At 39.1% G+C, this 15,990-nt stretch carries 15 protein-coding genes, 1 tRNA gene and 1 pseudogene; 3 read left to right on the top strand and 14 right to left on the bottom strand.

Going from position 1 to position 15,990, the window contains the following annotated elements; translation table 11 throughout:
• Nucleotides 1–76: 76 nt before the first annotated feature.
• The 14 genes and pseudogenes from vex3 to N5909_RS07110 all read right to left on the bottom strand — a co-directional run bounded on the left by vex3 (nucleotide 77) and on the right by N5909_RS07110 (nucleotide 11,908).
• Complete coding sequence (gene vex3, locus N5909_RS07170) at nucleotides 77–1,456, bottom strand: ABC transporter permease subunit Vex3 (protein ID WP_271631048.1); 1,380 nt, start codon at nucleotides 1,454–1,456, stop codon at nucleotides 77–79.
• 55 nt (nucleotides 1,457–1,511) lie between these two features.
• Nucleotides 1,512–2,159 carry an ABC transporter ATP-binding subunit Vex2 gene (gene vex2, locus N5909_RS07165; RefSeq protein WP_000173751.1) on the bottom strand — a complete coding sequence of 216 codons (648 nt, stop codon included), beginning with the start codon at nucleotides 2,157–2,159 and terminating at the stop codon, nucleotides 1,512–1,514.
• A 12-nt stretch (nucleotides 2,160–2,171) separates the two neighbouring features.
• Complete coding sequence (locus N5909_RS07160) at nucleotides 2,172–3,449, bottom strand: ABC transporter permease (RefSeq protein ID WP_271631047.1); 1,278 nt, start codon at nucleotides 3,447–3,449, stop codon at nucleotides 2,172–2,174.
• Between the two features lie 178 nt (nucleotides 3,450–3,627).
• Complete coding sequence (locus N5909_RS07155) at nucleotides 3,628–3,942, bottom strand: hypothetical protein (RefSeq protein ID WP_271631046.1); 315 nt, start codon at nucleotides 3,940–3,942, stop codon at nucleotides 3,628–3,630.
• A complete protein-coding gene (locus N5909_RS07150; protein WP_271631045.1) occupies nucleotides 3,936–4,352 on the bottom strand; it encodes a hypothetical protein in 417 nt (138 codons plus the stop codon). Before N5909_RS07150 ends, N5909_RS07155 begins: the two co-directional genes overlap by 7 nt.
• Nucleotides 4,340–5,623 (bottom strand): hypothetical protein, encoded by a 1,284-nt coding sequence (locus N5909_RS07145; protein ID WP_271631044.1) that lies wholly within the window; start codon nucleotides 5,621–5,623, stop codon nucleotides 4,340–4,342. Before N5909_RS07145 ends, N5909_RS07150 begins: the two co-directional genes overlap by 13 nt.
• Nucleotides 5,624–5,632: 9 nt before the next feature.
• Complete coding sequence (locus tag N5909_RS07140; protein WP_000745947.1) at nucleotides 5,633–6,310, bottom strand: hypothetical protein; 678 nt, start codon at nucleotides 6,308–6,310, stop codon at nucleotides 5,633–5,635.
• A 136-nt stretch (nucleotides 6,311–6,446) separates the two neighbouring features.
• A complete protein-coding gene (locus tag N5909_RS07135; protein ID WP_025172971.1) occupies nucleotides 6,447–7,163 on the bottom strand; it encodes a hypothetical protein in 717 nt (238 codons plus the stop codon).
• Between the two features lie 220 nt (nucleotides 7,164–7,383).
• Nucleotides 7,384–8,082 carry a hypothetical protein gene (locus N5909_RS07130; protein ID WP_271631043.1) on the bottom strand — a complete coding sequence of 233 codons (699 nt, stop codon included), beginning with the start codon at nucleotides 8,080–8,082 and terminating at the stop codon, nucleotides 7,384–7,386.
• Between the two features lie 172 nt (nucleotides 8,083–8,254).
• Nucleotides 8,255–8,518: pseudogene (locus N5909_RS09770) on the bottom strand (hypothetical protein); the annotation flags it as partial.
• A gap of 29 nt (nucleotides 8,519–8,547) precedes the next feature.
• Nucleotides 8,548–8,633, bottom strand: a tRNA-Leu gene (locus tag N5909_RS07125).
• A gap of 80 nt (nucleotides 8,634–8,713) precedes the next feature.
• Nucleotides 8,714–9,289 (bottom strand): cysteine hydrolase family protein, encoded by a 576-nt coding sequence (locus N5909_RS07120; RefSeq protein ID WP_261116848.1) that lies wholly within the window; start codon nucleotides 9,287–9,289, stop codon nucleotides 8,714–8,716.
• A complete protein-coding gene (gene codY, locus N5909_RS07115; protein WP_120718906.1) occupies nucleotides 9,289–10,077 on the bottom strand; it encodes a GTP-sensing pleiotropic transcriptional regulator CodY in 789 nt (262 codons plus the stop codon). Before codY ends, N5909_RS07120 begins: the two co-directional genes overlap by 1 nt.
• A gap of 256 nt (nucleotides 10,078–10,333) precedes the next feature.
• A complete protein-coding gene (locus N5909_RS07110; RefSeq protein ID WP_271631042.1) occupies nucleotides 10,334–11,908 on the bottom strand; it encodes a DEAD/DEAH box helicase in 1,575 nt (524 codons plus the stop codon).
• 329 nt (nucleotides 11,909–12,237) lie between these two features.
• Here N5909_RS07110 and N5909_RS07105 point away from each other — a divergent pair, with 329 nt between their 5' ends.
• The 3 genes from N5909_RS07105 (at nucleotide 12,238) to gatD (ending at nucleotide 15,884) form a co-directional block, all read left to right on the top strand.
• Nucleotides 12,238–13,554, top strand: coding sequence for an FAD-containing oxidoreductase (locus tag N5909_RS07105; RefSeq protein WP_033682109.1), 1,317 nt, complete (start codon nucleotides 12,238–12,240; stop codon nucleotides 13,552–13,554).
• A 204-nt stretch (nucleotides 13,555–13,758) separates the two neighbouring features.
• Nucleotides 13,759–15,102 (top strand): lipid II isoglutaminyl synthase subunit MurT, encoded by a 1,344-nt coding sequence (murT, locus tag N5909_RS07100; protein WP_120718908.1) that lies wholly within the window; start codon nucleotides 13,759–13,761, stop codon nucleotides 15,100–15,102.
• Nucleotides 15,102–15,884, top strand: coding sequence for a lipid II isoglutaminyl synthase subunit GatD (gatD, locus tag N5909_RS07095; protein ID WP_120718909.1), 783 nt, complete (start codon nucleotides 15,102–15,104; stop codon nucleotides 15,882–15,884). Before murT ends, gatD begins: the two co-directional genes overlap by 1 nt.
• Nucleotides 15,885–15,990 lie beyond the last annotated feature (106 nt).

Here is a 15,990-nt window from a genome sequence, read left to right as displayed (position 1 = left end):
GGACTTATCAAGATGAAATAGATAAAAATGCTACCTATATTATACCCCATTTAGGGGAGAATAGGTAGCAAGTTTGTTATTCGCTATCCAGCAAGAGTTCTTTTGGTTGTTTTCTTAGGAGATTGCTTGAAGCAAGCGCCATAACGAGAACCACTAGAATCAAGGCAAGGACAAAGACGATGATAAAGTCTGATGTCTGAATAGAAATATCTAGGCTCGACAAGGTCTTGCTAAAGCCATCTACTTCTGCACCACCACCAAGGTTAGAGGCTTGAGCAGCCTTGCTGGCTTGCTTGGCAACACCTGAAGTCACATTGGCAAGAACAGTGTTTCCGATTGCACGAGCTGTGTAGCTGGCTAGGAAGTAAGCAGAAACTAGAGCAGGGATGGCAATCAAAATGGATTCGGTGATGAATTGACCCAAGATACTTGCCTGCTTGAGACCGATAGAGAGGAGAATGCCCACTTCCTTGCGACGAGCGTTAATCCAAAGACTAAGCAAGAGTGCAAGGAGAAGAACTGAGAAGCTCAAGCTACCCCAGAAGAGGAGGTTGGCCATCTTGTACATACCAGAGATGGATTGCTCTAGAGCTGGGTAGTTAGAGGAGCTCTTAACAAGTGTGTAGCTCTTCCAGTTGATGCCACTGATACCATTCAACTCTTTCATAACATCATCCAAGTTCTTGTCCGCTGTTACAAAGAAGGTTGCATCTCCATAAATAGCTGTGTCTTCTGTGTATCCATATAGTTTTGCAGCAGTATGAATATCTGTAATAGCTGTATTTTCATAAAGTTCTTGCGAGTAGGTTACTGCTGACTTATTATGACCATCAAAGAGCCCCTTGATTGTCACTTCGACTGTTTCCTTGGCTCCTTTTTCATTGTCTGCATCGTAGATATTAGAGTCTAGTTTGACCTTGTCCCCTACTTTCCAGCCGTGTTTGGCTGCCAAGTCCTTGTGCAGGAGGATCTTGTCCTTGTCGTCGTTTGTTAGGTGCTCACCTTCGACCAGCTTATAAGAACCAGAGACAAACTTGTCTTCTTTAGAGGAGTCATTGACACCTGTAATCATCAAGCTACTTCCAAAATGTTTGGCACGGTCAGGTGTCAGATTTTTCTTGGTATCTGGCGTTTCGATGAGTTCATAGCCAGTCAAATCCCCAATAGCGTTGATGCGTTTAACATAAGACTCGATAGCCTTGTTTTCAGTGATTTTTTTGATATCTTCACCCTTAATATTCCCAGCACCACGTGGCGTACCTTGATTGACGCGACGGTTAATCTGCATGGAAAAACTATTGGTGATATTTTTAAAGGTCTCTTGAGAAGCCTTGGCAGTAGCTCCCTTGATGGACAAGCCGACCAAACTCAAGCTCGCCATGAGGAGAATAATCAGGAAGATGACAATCGATTTGAAAAACTTCCTTGTAACATAGGCAAATGCGTTGTGTAACATAGGTTCCCTTTCTAAATGTTGTTCTATTTTATTGTTCTAGTAGAAAAAGCTCATATTATTTCGTCGTATTGCGAGTTTCAGTTAGTTTCTTATCCTTCAACTCAAGTGTAATATCTGACGCTTGTGCCACTTCTTTGCTGTGGGTTACGACGATGACACATTTACCTGTTTTCTGGGCAAGTGATTTGAGCAGTTCGACAATATCTCCAGCAGTCTTAGGGTCCAGATTTCCTGTTGGCTCATCCGCTAGAATAACTGGAGCTTCTGATACCAAACTGCGAGCAATGGCAACACGTTGTTGTTGACCACCTGATAACTGGAGAACATTCCGCTTGATCTGACTTTCATCTAAACCAAGCTCAAGAAGTGTATCCTTGCTTGCCTTTTTGTTGACCAAGCGGATATTTTCCAGTGGAGAAAGATAATCTATCAAATTATAATTTTGAAAGACCAAGGAAATATGGTGCATGCGATGGTAAGAATACCCCTTCTTACGAATATCCTCTCCTTGAAAAAGGATAGAACCTTCAACAGGACTATCTAGACCAGCAAGTAGGGACAAGAGTGTGGATTTTCCTGCTCCCGACTCACCAATAATACTGTAAAATTTCCCGGGTTCAAAATTATAATTGATCTGATATAGGACTGCTTCAGCAGTGTTCTTATAACGGTAGGTAACATCTTGTAATTGTAATAAAGTCATGATTTCTCCTTCTTAACTAATAGATGATAAAATTTCTTTCGGCGATTTTCTAAATAAGAATAGGAAACAAAGGGCTACAGATAAACAACTAAGCAGAACTAGAAAAACATAGGATTCTGCAAAAGATAGGATGCTGGTTGATAGACTGCTTGCTTTGGCTAGCGTGTCTTGTAAGGCTGCCTGATCTCCACTTGCTAGGACAGTTTGGAGCAGATAGGATGTAATGGCATTTCCAGCAATAAAGGATGGAAGCAAAGCTCCGAGAGATACCAAAACTACCTCTAAACAGAACTGTAGGAAGATCGAACTCTTGCCTTTTCCAAGTGCCAGTAAAATCCCTACTTCGTAGACCCTTTCTCTCAACCAGAGAGACAAGACCAAAATTAAGGCTCCTGCTCCTGCTATCAACATTCCATAAAGGAAGATGGTCAGAAAGGTTTGGAAGGTAGCAACTGAGTCTTTGATTTGTTCAAAGGCCTTGTTTTCCTTCTCAACTTGATAGCCTTGATTTTCCAAAGACAAGTTTTCTACCTGCTTCATGAGTCCGTCCATTTCCTTAGGATTTTCTACATAGAAGCGAGCTGCAGTGACTTGAGGTTCACCATTACCCAAAAGGCTTTGGCTACTTTCATAGTCTGTAAAGACTTGGTTTTCACTGAAGTCAGAAGACAAGCCTGTAAATTTCTCTTGTTTTTTACCAGAGAAGATGCCGACAATTTCAAACTCAACTGTTTGTTCTTTGCCAGATTCTGACTGTCCAGCATCTAAACGAATCTTGTCATGAAGCGAAAGACCGTTCTTCTTAGCCAACTCTTCGTGGATGAGAATTTTCTTGGAATCTCCTTTTTGAAGGTGTCGGCCTTCTTTTAAGTTGAAAGCCGAGCTGGTAAAGGTCACATCCTTAGATGAATCCTCAAGAGCCGTTAAACTAACCAGATTCTTGTCCGCAGCTGACAAATCATCACGCTCCACGTTCTGCTCGCCACTCACCGCTTCCTTGTCTTTTAGTTTTGCGACCGTCTCCAGTTCAGGAGAAACATTTTCCAGGCCCTTAATCTTGCTGACAGATGCTAGGTCCGATAACTTGAAGGTCTGTCCGTTTTCTATCTTTTTAATTGAAAAAGATGTATTGAGTGATTTGTAAAGATTGGTTTCAACTGTTTTGTTGGACTTCATCAAAGTCAAACAGGCTGAAATTCCAGCCAATAGGACCAATAAAATCAGAAATAAAATAAAACTTCTCAGTCGTTTTCTGCTGACATAGGCCCAAGCTCTTTGGATCGGATTCATTTGTCACCTCCATATTTGTAAAACTATTATAAAATCCAAATATGAAATGTTTATGAAATACAAAAAAAGAGCAAAAATTTTTTGCTCTACTTAAATTTGATGAAAACAAAAGGCTCTATTATATTTGAAAAAATATTTGCAAGGAGAAGTCGCGAAGGAACATGTTATGGTCAAAGCACTATTTTTTCTTTTTCGGATTTAAATCTTCAAAAGAGTTACTATTTTTACTAACAACCTCGCTAATTGCTTTTTGTCCTAAACCATTAATTGAGCTATCCATTTGTGCTGCTAAAGTCGTTACAGCTGTCTTATTTGTCATAGCAAGAGTCCCTATCTCCTCATCGTACTTATCTACAATATCTTTTCTACCTGATATTATCGGAGGAGCACAAAAGGCTTTGATAGCTGCTCTTTCCAATGTTTTTTTGATTTCTCGTCTGGCTGATTCTGACATAGGTCCAATCAAAGCATCTATGACTAAATCCACTAGCATTTTTTCTGCTCCCTTTCTAACTCATATAGATCTCTTCTTCGACTATAACTCTCTTCTAACTCTTTTTCTAAGCGAGAGCGCTCTTTTCGGTACTGAGTCTGCAATTCTTCATCTTTTGCCTCTATTTTAGCATATTGACGAAGATACTCACTCCTTGTCTCAACTGCATAAGATTCTAAGAGTATCAGAAATTGGTGGCGCTCTCTCTCATATCCAGAATTCTTTTTACCAAAATCATAAGCAATGTTTTCAAATTCCTCATATAATCTGGTCAACTGAGAACGATTATGATCTAAACTCTCATAAGATCCTCCTATTTTCTTCTTAGCAGTTCTATAGTCATCCTCCAAAGACCAAAGTCCCTCTTCTTGCTTTTTTATTTTCATTTGAATTTCTTCTAGTTTGTCCATTGATTAATATCCCTTGCCAAGCTTTCATCTCCTTCAACTGCTTGTTCAACACCCTTCTGAATATTCGTTTCCAAATCTGTAAAAGCTTTTACAATCGCAGCTGATTTACTTACTTTTTTATCAAAATGTCTCTGAGTCTCTCCCACAATACTATCATACGTTACCCCAGCTTCCGCATAAACATCCTCTATCTCATCATAAGTTAATTCTGTGACGAACCAAGGAACTTCCTTACTTTTATCGAAGAGTGTTTCAGCTTCCGCAACTGCTTTTTTCGCCACTGCCTCAATCTCACTGTTTCCGTTGCTGACACTCTCTGTCATTGCTGTCGCAACAGCTGTTGCTTGGACACTGTCCAAGAAAAACATCTCATGACTACTTATACTACCATCGGATAAAAATTGAGTATTCAACTGTTTTAGAAGTCCGTTTTTGACACCTTGTAATTTCTTCAGGGTCTCATAGTTCTTCTTTTCAAGTTCAGTCATCTTCTCTGGACTCTGTTTTTCCAAAATATCCTTGATTTGGTTAATTTGATTTTTATCACCCGTAATATCTGGATCAATACTGTGCCCACCGGAATTTTCAAGCAGGTAATCTTCTCCCAAGTATACACCCAAAAAAGGCTTTGAGATATTGTTAAGAAAGTCATCTTGAGTCCGGATTCGTACTACTTGACCTGTGAATGTCTTTTGTTTATTGATTATCTTCTCCCTTGCCGAATCCCACGGAGTCAGATAATCTATGATTTTATCTTTAGATTCGATAAGACCTTCTAAATAGAGAGGCGCTGAGTTATATACCACAGTACGCGGAGCGTTATACTCTAAGGCCACCCTCTGAGCGATGTTACCTCCTAAAGAATGTCCAGTTAGAGTAATATTATCCCCATATCTCTGTCGAATCCTTTCATAAAATTTGAAAGCTTCATCATAATGAAAACCGAGCGCCATGGCTATACTACCGACATCTGTAGCGACATCCTTGACTATATCCGCATTAGGATTCGTTCCCGTATAGGCAATAATCACCTCTCCACTGTCCTTATCTAGGAAGGCTGTACCACTCGTCCCAGTAAAGTCATCATGAAAATCATCTAGATACTGGAGGTTAGAGGGGAGAGGTTTACTTCTGTCTACTGCATTAAGAAGTTGTTTTCTATCATCATGTCCAATTTCAGGTTGATTAACTCGCACATTCTCAAATTCGTAAGTCAGATTTGCTGCATCTAGAGTAGCAATACCACTATTCGCTGTATCCTTTTTACTCATACTTCTCTCCTAATTCGATACTCTCTCCTTAAAATAATAGCCATCATTAAAATCAACAGTAACAGAATAATAATAAAAGTCATCTAACCTCAAAGAACTACCAAATCCTAGCACTGTTTCAGCTTGTTGCTGTTTATTAAAATATTGGTTAATCGTTGTGTTTTTAATAATATAATCTATATCAAAAGAACCATTATTTCCATTAAAATGTTTGTTTTTTAATGATAATTTACTTAAAAACTCTTTATCTATACCAAGTTTTTGAAACAAAAAACCATCAAACTTCCATATTCTTTTAGCGGTTTCTTCATCAGAAAAAATAAATTTGTTGTCTATATATTGAACACTTACTACCACTTCATCGCTTTTTGGCGCATCTTCCTTCGCTGGGCTTTTAGCAAGAGTACCCGTTATTGTATGCGATGTTGCATCACCTTTCAGCTTAATTTCTGTAATAGAATCATCAATTCCATCACTTTTCTTTTTGAAATAGACCTGCTCAATCTCAAATCCTTCCGGAAATTGCTTAAACAAATCAAACAAATTCTCGGTTGGATAGACACGACTGACCTCAGAGACTTTGTTCTCAATCCATGCTCGACTATTTTTATTTTCTCCACACCCTGTTAATCCTATCATTATCAATCCTCCTAAAAGTAACATTGTGAGAAATATGCGTTTTTTCATAACCCTCTCCTTACTTATGATATTCAATAAAACAACTAATCATAGTTCCCTTATAGTATACCATAAAAGAAACATTTCCTTGCTATCTTATTAAAATTCGTTAGTCAGATTAGAAGCATCTAAGGTCGGCACATTACTATTTGGCATCTATCTTCTTCATACTCTTACTTTTTCCTGTTATAAGTTCTGAATGAGATATATTTTCTCCGTCAAAAACCACAGGATAACCGTATTCATAGCCAATAGTTGCAGAGTGGTCTGCACTAATAAAAAGGTCTAACGATTCACTTGATTGTATATGGAAGTAATCCTGAATAATTTTACTATTTACATTTTTATAAGTAATAGAAGCATCACCAGTCTCCCAATTATAGTACGTTTTTTTGAGTTCCAATTGAGACAAAATTGCTTTATTTAGTTCTAACTTTTGAAATAAAAACCCATCATAAAACAAATCATCTTTAGAAACTTCTGGATTCAAAAATTCCAATCCTTTTTCAGTGTACACAACACGGCTTTCTAAAAGCACTTTTTCTTCATAAGGATTACCTCGAGCTTCTATTCTTTTAAAATTACCAGTTATTTCTTTTGTTTCTGCATTTCCTACGAGTTCAATCTTCTGATAACGAGAATAGTCCTTCGTCTCATCGTAGGTATCAATACTTCTAATCTCAAACCCTTCCGGAAATTGCTTAAACAAGTCAAAGAGATTTTCAGTTGGATAGACACGACTAACCTCAGAGACTTTGTTCTCAATCCATGCTCGACTGTTCTTATTTTCTCCACATCCTGCCAATCCTATCATTATCAATCCTCCTAAAAGTAATATTGCGAAAAACGCGCGTTTTTTCATAACCTTCTCCTTATTTATGATATTCAACAAAATAGCTAATCATAGTTCCCTTATGGTATACAATAAAAGCAACATTTCCTTGTATCTTATTCAAATTTACAAGTCAGATTCGCTGCATCCAGAGTTGGAATTTCACTGTTAACCGATTCTTTTTCACTCATTCTTTCGCATGCTCCTTATTTATAATCAGGTCAATCAGGATGTTTTAAATGTTAGCAAATTAATTAGAAACACTATTTCTATCATCTATCCAACTTGAAACTATCTCACTCATTCCATCATTTGGGTTATCCTTAAAAGCAATATTAACATTCAATCGATAACCTTTTGTATTATTATAAGATTCCGCTCCACTTATTGATAAAATGTGTTCTCCATTTGAATTAAGGAAATTATTTATTGTAGAGTCATCACTAATATAATAGATTTCAAACACATTGCGATTTGAAAAATATTGAAACTTTTCAAGCTTCATTTGAGATAAAACATCTCTATTCAAACTTAATGTTTGGAATAGAAAACTTTTATAACCCCAAATTTTTTCCGCTACCTCATTGTTAGAAAATATAAATTGACCATCTTTATATTCTACATCAACATGGTCTTTCACTTCTTCTTTATATGGTTCGGTAGATATTTTTATAGTCTCTATCTTTCCTTTTATGGTTTGATTTTCTGCATCTCCATCTAAGGAAACTACTGTTCTGAGCGAATCCTTATAGAATGTTTGAGTAATATTAAACCCTTCCGGAAATTGCTTAAACAAATCAAAGAGATTTTCAGTTGGATAAACACGACTGACCTCAGAGACTTTGTTCTCAATCCATACTCGACTGTTCTTATTTTCTCCACATCCTACCAATCCTATCATTATCAATCCTCCTAAAAGTAACATTGTGAGAAATATGCGTTTTTTCATAACCTTCTCCTTATTTATAATATTCAATAAAACAACTAATCATAGTTCCCTTATAGTATACCATAAAAGAAACATTTCCTTGTATCTTACTCAAATTCGTAAGTCAGATTAGACGCATCTAAAGTTGGAATTCCACTATTCACATATTTTTTATCTACCATTTAATTTCCCCTTAATTCGATACCGTTTCTATGAATGTATAAACATTATCGTAGTTGATAGTTATTGAATAATAGAAATAATCATCGTTTCGGTATGAACTTCCAAAACCTAATGTTGCTTGTTCATTTTCATCTTTTTTAAAATACTGATTGATAGTTTGATTCCGAACTAAATAATCAATATCAAATGCTCCATTATTGCCATTATAACTCTTGGATTTCATAGACATTGAAGATAGAAATGAGTAATCAATTGTTAACTTTTGAAAAAAAAAAGAGCTAGCCTAAGCTAACTCTTATCCTATGCGGAGAGAGGGACTTGAACCCTCACGACCTAAAGCGGTCACAGGATCCTTAGTCCTGCGCGTCTGCCAATTCCGCCATCCCCGCGTCGATTACTTTACTAGTATATCAACTTTTAGGATCCTTGTCAACACTTTTTTTCAAAATTTTTCATTTCATCAACCAAATTACTCTGAAATTTCATTTAGATTTTCATCTACTAACTTAGCTCCCAGTGTATTTTTGAAATGTCCAAGGGCAAATTGGTGATTTTCAGGCCAGATGGAGGCAACAGCTGGTTTAACAACCTCGATATCATATCCTAGATTGTAGGCATCTATAGCTGTATGCAGGACACAGATATCCGTCAAGACTCCTGTTAAGATAACTGTAGAAATCCGACGCTCTCTCAAACGGATATCCAGGTCAGTCCCAGAAAAAGCTGAGTAATGGCGTTTATCCATCCAAAAGACACGACTGTCTGAACCATGCTCTTGATAAAAGGTCCCCAAATCTCCATATAAATTTCGTCCACTAGTCCCAATCAAATTGTGAGGAGGAAATAACTTGCTTTCTGGATGGAAACAATCATTTTCTTCATGAGCATCTATTGTAAAGAAGATGTAATCTCCGCGTTCAAAAGCTAATCGAGTTACCTTGCTGATGGCATCCGAAATTGCCTGAGCTGGAGCGCCTGCTGTCAATTTTCCACTATCAGCAACAAAATCTTCTGTATAGTCAATCGAAATTAAAGCCTTAGTCATTAGTAATCTCTTTTCTTCACTTCTTCAAAAATATCTGAAATCAAGACCTTAAGATAGGTTCCCTTCATTCCAAGCGAGCGACTTTCAATAATCCCTGCAGACTCAAGTTTACGAAGGGCATTGACAATCACAGAGCGGGTGATTCCAATACGGTCTGCAATCACAGACGCAGTCAACTGGCCTTCATTTCCATTTAATTCCCCTAAAATTGCTGAAACAGCACGGAGTTCTGAATAAGAAAGGGTGTTAACTGCCATGGTAACAGCAGTACGGCGACGGATATTTTTCTCATCTTCTTCACGCTGGAAGTTAAGGAGTTGAATTCCAACAACGGTACTCGCAATCTCAACAAGGATCAAATCCTCGTCTTCGAATTTTTTATCATTGCGCCAAATAATCAAAGAACCAAGGCGAATCCCTGATACATGAATCGGTGCAATAGTCGTCAAACCATCTGGAAAGTCTGCACGACTCTCCACAGGGAAAATACTCAAATCATGATCAACTGTCAGATTGGCTTCTGTATCGTAAATCATGTTCGCACCTTGAATGTACTCATCCGGGAAAATCTTAGTTTGGAAGAATTGCTCTACACGATCTGTATTGGTTTTGTAACGCATAAAATAGCCAAGGAGACGTCCCTTGCTATTGACGATGCAGGCGTTACAGTCAATAATGTCTGCCAATTGACGGGTAATCGCATTGTAGGGAAGTTCTTCCTGCAACTGCTCCTCTGAGCGCTTCAGGATAGAAGTAATTTTTCTAGTTTTTTCTAATAAATGTGCCATTTTTCACCTCGAATATAATCGCTATCATTATAACACAAACAGCTTGAATTTTCAATTATTATCTGAAAATTGCTTATTTAATTGCAATTTGAAAAAACAAGAATATTTTTAATTAAATTGCTTCTTTTCTATTGACAAGTTCCCTATTTTTGCGTATCATAATATTACAAGAAGATAATATATATATTTTATTTATCTTTCTTTTTCCATTCGGTCTCCTTATATAAAAAAGCGATTCATTTTGAACCGCTTTTTCTTATTTATCTCCCTTGTTACGAATAACAAAGCCTGTTTGCTTTTCACTTGAAGTATTGCGTGGTTTTTTATTATCCTTACGATAACGTTTTTCCTTATCAAAACGATCGTTGCTACGACTTCCTTTTTTGAAATCATCACGACGACCATTGCCACGGCGATCACGGTCTCGACGGTCGTCCCCACGACGGCTTCCACGACTTCCCTTACCTTTACCACCGAAGCCATTACCTGATGGTTTAAATGGAAGTGGTTTTTCACGTGCAATCTCCACTTCAGGAAGACTATCTGGATCTTGAACAGTCAAACTCAAGATATACATCGCCAATTCTTCTGGAGTAAATTCGGCAGCTAGCTTACGAGCATCCTTACCAAATTTCTCAAAGTTGGCACGGATAGTCTCATCTGCAAAATCACGTTCAATTTTCTTGAGAGCTACCTGTTTTTTAGCTTGGAAGGCTTCTTCTGCACTTGCAGGTTTGAGACCTTTCATGCGTTTCTTAGTCAAGTTCTCAATGATTTGGAGGTAGCCCATTTCATTTGGTGATACGAAGGTAATCGATTGACCTGACTTACCAGCACGACCTGTACGACCGATACGGTGAACATAACTTTCAGGATCTTGTGGAATATCGTAGTTATAGACATGAGTCACACCTGAAATATCCAAGCCACGCGCTGCAACGTCTGTCGCAACCAAAACATCAAGATTTCCATTTTTAAAGTCACGAAGAACACGAAGACGTTTGTTTTGGTCTAGGTCGCCATGAATTCCTTCTGCACGGAAGCCACGAATTTTCAGACCACGAGTCAATTCATCTACACGACGTTTTGTACGACCAAATACGATAGCAAGTTCTGGTTGTTCCACATCCATGAGACGAGTCATGGTGTCAAATTTTTCTTGTTCCTTGACACGGAGATAGTATTGGTCAACCAATTCTGTTGTCAATTCCTTGGCAGCAATCTTCACATGCTCAGGTTCTTTCATAAATTGAACACCGATACGTTTGATGGCATCTGGCATAGTTGCTGAAAAGAGCAAGGTTTGACGGTTTTCAGGAACACGGGAAATGATAGCTTCGATATCTTCAAGGAAGCCCATGTTGAGCATCTCGTCAGCTTCGTCAAGTATCAAGGTTTCAATGTCTTGTAATTTCAAGGCCTTGCGTTTGATCAAGTCCAAGAGACGACCTGGAGTTCCCACCACGATATGGGCACCCGATTTAAGAGCCTTAATTTGTTTTTCGATGCTTGATCCGCCATAAACTGAGCGAACTTTGACTCCCTTACTACGACCAAAGCGGAAGAGTTCCTCTTGACTTTGGACAGCTAGTTCACGAGTTGGAGCGATGACCAAGGCTTGGATAGTCGCTTCTTCTGTACGGATTTTTTCAAGGGTTGGCAAGCCAAAGGCTGCAGTTTTACCTGTGCCAGTCTGGGCTTGACCAATCACATCTTTACCTTCAAGAGCCAATGGAATAGTTTGCTCTTGGATAGGACTGGCTTCTACAAAACCAGCTTTTTCAATCTCTGCTAGCAAATCAGCAGACAAGTTAAATTCATTAAATTTCACGTTATTCTTCTTTCTAAAGGTGGTGCGAAGCCACCCTATAGGGCTTAGTTTATACTTTTCTTTTTATGACGTATTTTCATATACTGGATATAAAATCGTGTTGCTTCTTTTCCACAAAAGAAAAGTACTGTTTTCTTTGCAACCTATCTAGTATAACACAAGAGAGAAGCAAAAGATAGCCCAATCCATCGATAAAGTCATGTAAACGATTTTTCTGAGAAAGTAAGGCTATAATTTCCACTATTTCATAAACTTTTTTAAAGCGTAGCAGAATTGTGCAAAAGTTTTTTTCTTATGCTAGAATGAAATTCGAATAGGAGGAACTCTAAATGTTAACTTATGATTTAATCGTTATCGGATTTGGTAAAGCTGGTAAAACACTAGCAGGTAAATTGGCTTCAGCTGGCAAAAAAGTTGCCCTCGTTGAACGTAGCAAAGCTATGTACGGTGGAACTTGTATCAACATCGGATGTATCCCAACTAAAACTTTGCTAGTTGCTGCTGAAAAAGACTTGTCTTTTGAAGAAGTCATTGCTACCAAAAACACTATCACTGGTCGCCTCAACGGTAAAAACTATGCGACTGTTGCTGGTACTGGCGTCGATATCTTTGATGCGGAAGCTCACTTCCTTTCAAATAAAGTCATCGAAATCCAAGCTGGTGATGAAAAGAAAGAACTGACTGCTGAAACAATCGTCATCAACACTGGTGCTGTTTCAAATGTCTTACCAATCCCAGGACTTGCTACAAGCAAGAATGTCTTTGACTCAACAGGTATCCAAAATTTGGACAAATTACCTGAAAAACTTGGAGTCCTTGGTGGTGGAAATATCGGTCTTGAATTTGCAGGCCTTTACAACAAACTTGGAAGCAAGGTTACAGTCCTAGATGCCTTGGATACTTTCCTACCTCGTGCAGAACCTTCCATCGCAGCTCTTGCTAAACAGTACATGGAAGAAGACGGTATTGAATTGCTTCAAAACATCCGTACTACTGAAATCAAAAACGACGGTGACCAAGTGCTTGTCGTGACTGAAAACGAAACTTACCGTTTCGATGCCCTTCTCTACGCAACTGGACGCAAACCAAATGTAGAACCACTTCAACTTGAAAACACAGATATTGAACTAACTGAACGTGGTGCTATTAAAGTGGACAAACATTGTCAAACAAACGTTCCTGGTGTCTTTGCAGTTGGAGATGTCAACGGTGGACTTCAATTTACTTACATTTCACTTGATGACTTCCGTGTTGTTTACAGCTACCTTGCTGGAGATGGCAGCTACACACTTGAAGACCGTCTCAATGTACCAAACACCATGTTTATCACACCTGCACTTTCACAAGTTGGTTTGACTGAAAGCCAAGCAGCTGATTTGAAACTTCCATACGCTGTTAAGGAAATCCCTGTTGCAGCAATGCCTCGTGGCCACGTAAACGGAGACCTTCGCGGAGCTTTCAAAGCTGTTGTTAATACTGAAACAAAAGAAATTCTTGGAGCAAGCATCTTCTCAGAAGGTTCTCAAGAAATCATCAACATCATCACTGTTGCTATGGACAACAAGATTCCTTACACTTACTTCACAAAACAAATCTTCACTCACCCAACCTTGGCTGAAAACTTGAATGACTTGTTTGCGATTTAATACTCTTCGAAAATCAAATTCAAACCACGTCAGCGTCGCCTTACCGTACTCAAGTACAGCTTGCGGCTAGCTTCCTAGTTTGTTCTTTGATTTTCATTGAGTATAAGTTAAAATCTCATCTTAACGAACAGCCCTCTGTGGGCTGTTTTTACTTCTGCGGAACCTCAAATCCGTCTTTTCCCTCTTTTATGATATAATAGAAACATGAAATTAAAAACTACTTTGGGCCTTCTTGCTGGGCGTTCTTCCCACTTCGTTTTAAGTCGTCTTGGCCGTGGAAGTACGCTCCCAGGAAAACTCGCCCTTCAATTTGATAAAGATATTTTACAAAACCTAGCTAAGAACTACGAGATTGTCGTGGTCACTGGAACCAACGGAAAAACCTTAACAACTGCCCTCACTGTCGGCATTTTAAAAGAAGTTTATGGTCAAGTTCTGACCAACCCAAGTGGTGCCAACATGATTACAGGGATTGCGACAACCTTCTTAACAGCCAAGTCTTCTAAAACTGGGAAAAATATTGCCGTCCTAGAAATCGACGAAGCCAGTCTATCTCGTATCTGTGACTATATCCAGCCAAGCCTTTTTGTCATCACGAATATCTTCCGTGACCAGATGGACCGCTATGGTGAGATTTACACAACTTACAAGATGATTTTGGATGCCATTCGTAAGGTGCCTACAGCTACTGTCCTCCTTAATGGAGACAGTCCACTTTTCTACAAGCCAGCTATTCCAAATCCTGTAGAGTATTTTGGTTTTGACTTGGAGAAAGGTCCAGCCCAGCTGGCTCACTATAATACCGAAGGGATTCTCTGTCCTGACTGCCAAGGAATCCTCAAATATGAGCATAATACCTATGCAAACTTGGGTGCTTATATCTGTGAAGACTGTGGATGTAAACGTCCTGATCTCGACTATCGCTTGACAGACTTGGTCGAGTTGGCCAACAATCGCTCTCGCTTTGTCATTGACGGTCAAGAATACGGTATCCAAATCGGCGGGCTCTATAATATCTACAACGCCCTAGCTGCAGTTGCCATCGCCCGTTTCCTCGGCGCAGATTCGGAACTAATCAAGCAGGGATTTGATAAGAGCCGTGCTGTCTTTGGACGCCAAGAAACCTTTCAAATTGGTGATAAGGAATGTACCCTCGTCTTGATTAAAAATCCAGTCGGTGCGACCCAAGCTATCGAAATGATCAAACTAGCACCTTATCCATTTAGTCTATCTGTCCTCCTTAACGCTAACTATGCAGACGGAATTGATACCAGCTGGATCTGGGATGCGGATTTTGAACAAATCACTGACATGGACATTCCTGAAATCAACGCTGGCGGTGTTCGCCATTCTGAAATTGCACGTCGTCTCCGAGTGACAGGTTATCCAGCTGAGAAAATCACTGAAACAAGCAATCTGGAACAAGTTCTTAAGACAATTGAAAACCAAGACTGCAAGCATGCCTATATTCTGGCTACCTATACTGCTATGCTGGAATTCCGCGAACTGCTGGCTAGTCGTCAGATTGTTAGAAAGGAGATGAACTAATGGTTTATACTTCACTTTCCTCAAAAGATGGCAATTACCCTTATCAGCTCAACATCGCTCACCTCTACGGAAACCTCATGAATACATACGGGGACAATGGAAACATCCTCATGCTCAAGTACGTGGCTGAAAAACTAGGGGCCCATGTGACGGTTGACATCGTTTCACTTCATGATGATTTCGATGAAAATCACTACGACATTGCCTTTTTCGGAGGTGGTCAAGACTTTGAACAGAGTATCATTGCAGACGACCTACCTGCTAAAAAAGAGAGCATTGACAACTACATCCAAAACGACGGGGTGGTTCTGGCTATCTGTGGTGGTTTCCAACTATTGGGTCAATATTATGTTGAAGCTTCAGGCAAACGCATAGAAGGGTTAGGAGTCATGGGCCACTACACCCTCAACCAGACCAATAACCGCTTTATCGGTGATATCAAGATTCATAATGAAGATTTCAATGAAACCTACTATGGATTTGAAAATCATCAGGGCCGAACCTTCCTCTCAGATGACCAAAAACCGCTGGGACAGGTGGTCTATGGAAATGGAAACAACGAAGAAAAGGTCGGTGAAGGGGTTCATTATAAGAATGTCTTTGGTTCTTACTTCCACGGACCTATTCTCTCTCGTAATGCCAATCTGGCTTATCGCCTAGTCACTACCGCCCTCAAGAAGAAATATGGTCAGGACATTCAACTCCCTGCTTATGAGGACATTCTCAGCCAAGAAATCGCTGAAGAATACAGCGACGTCAAAAGCAAGGCTGACTTTTCTTAAACAAAATGAAACTATATCAAAGAACTCCGTTATCTTGTCGGAGTTCTTTTTGTCTGTTCTTTTACCCTTCTCCCTTGCATTTTCTCTCTTTTTTTGCCAAAATAGA

It is taken from the genome of Streptococcus gwangjuensis, from assembly GCF_028156745.1.
Classification (GTDB): Bacteria; Bacillota; Bacilli; order Lactobacillales; family Streptococcaceae; genus Streptococcus; species Streptococcus gwangjuense_A.
Note: the sequence above shows the minus strand (reverse complement) of the source record. Positions and strands in the feature narration are given on the sequence as shown.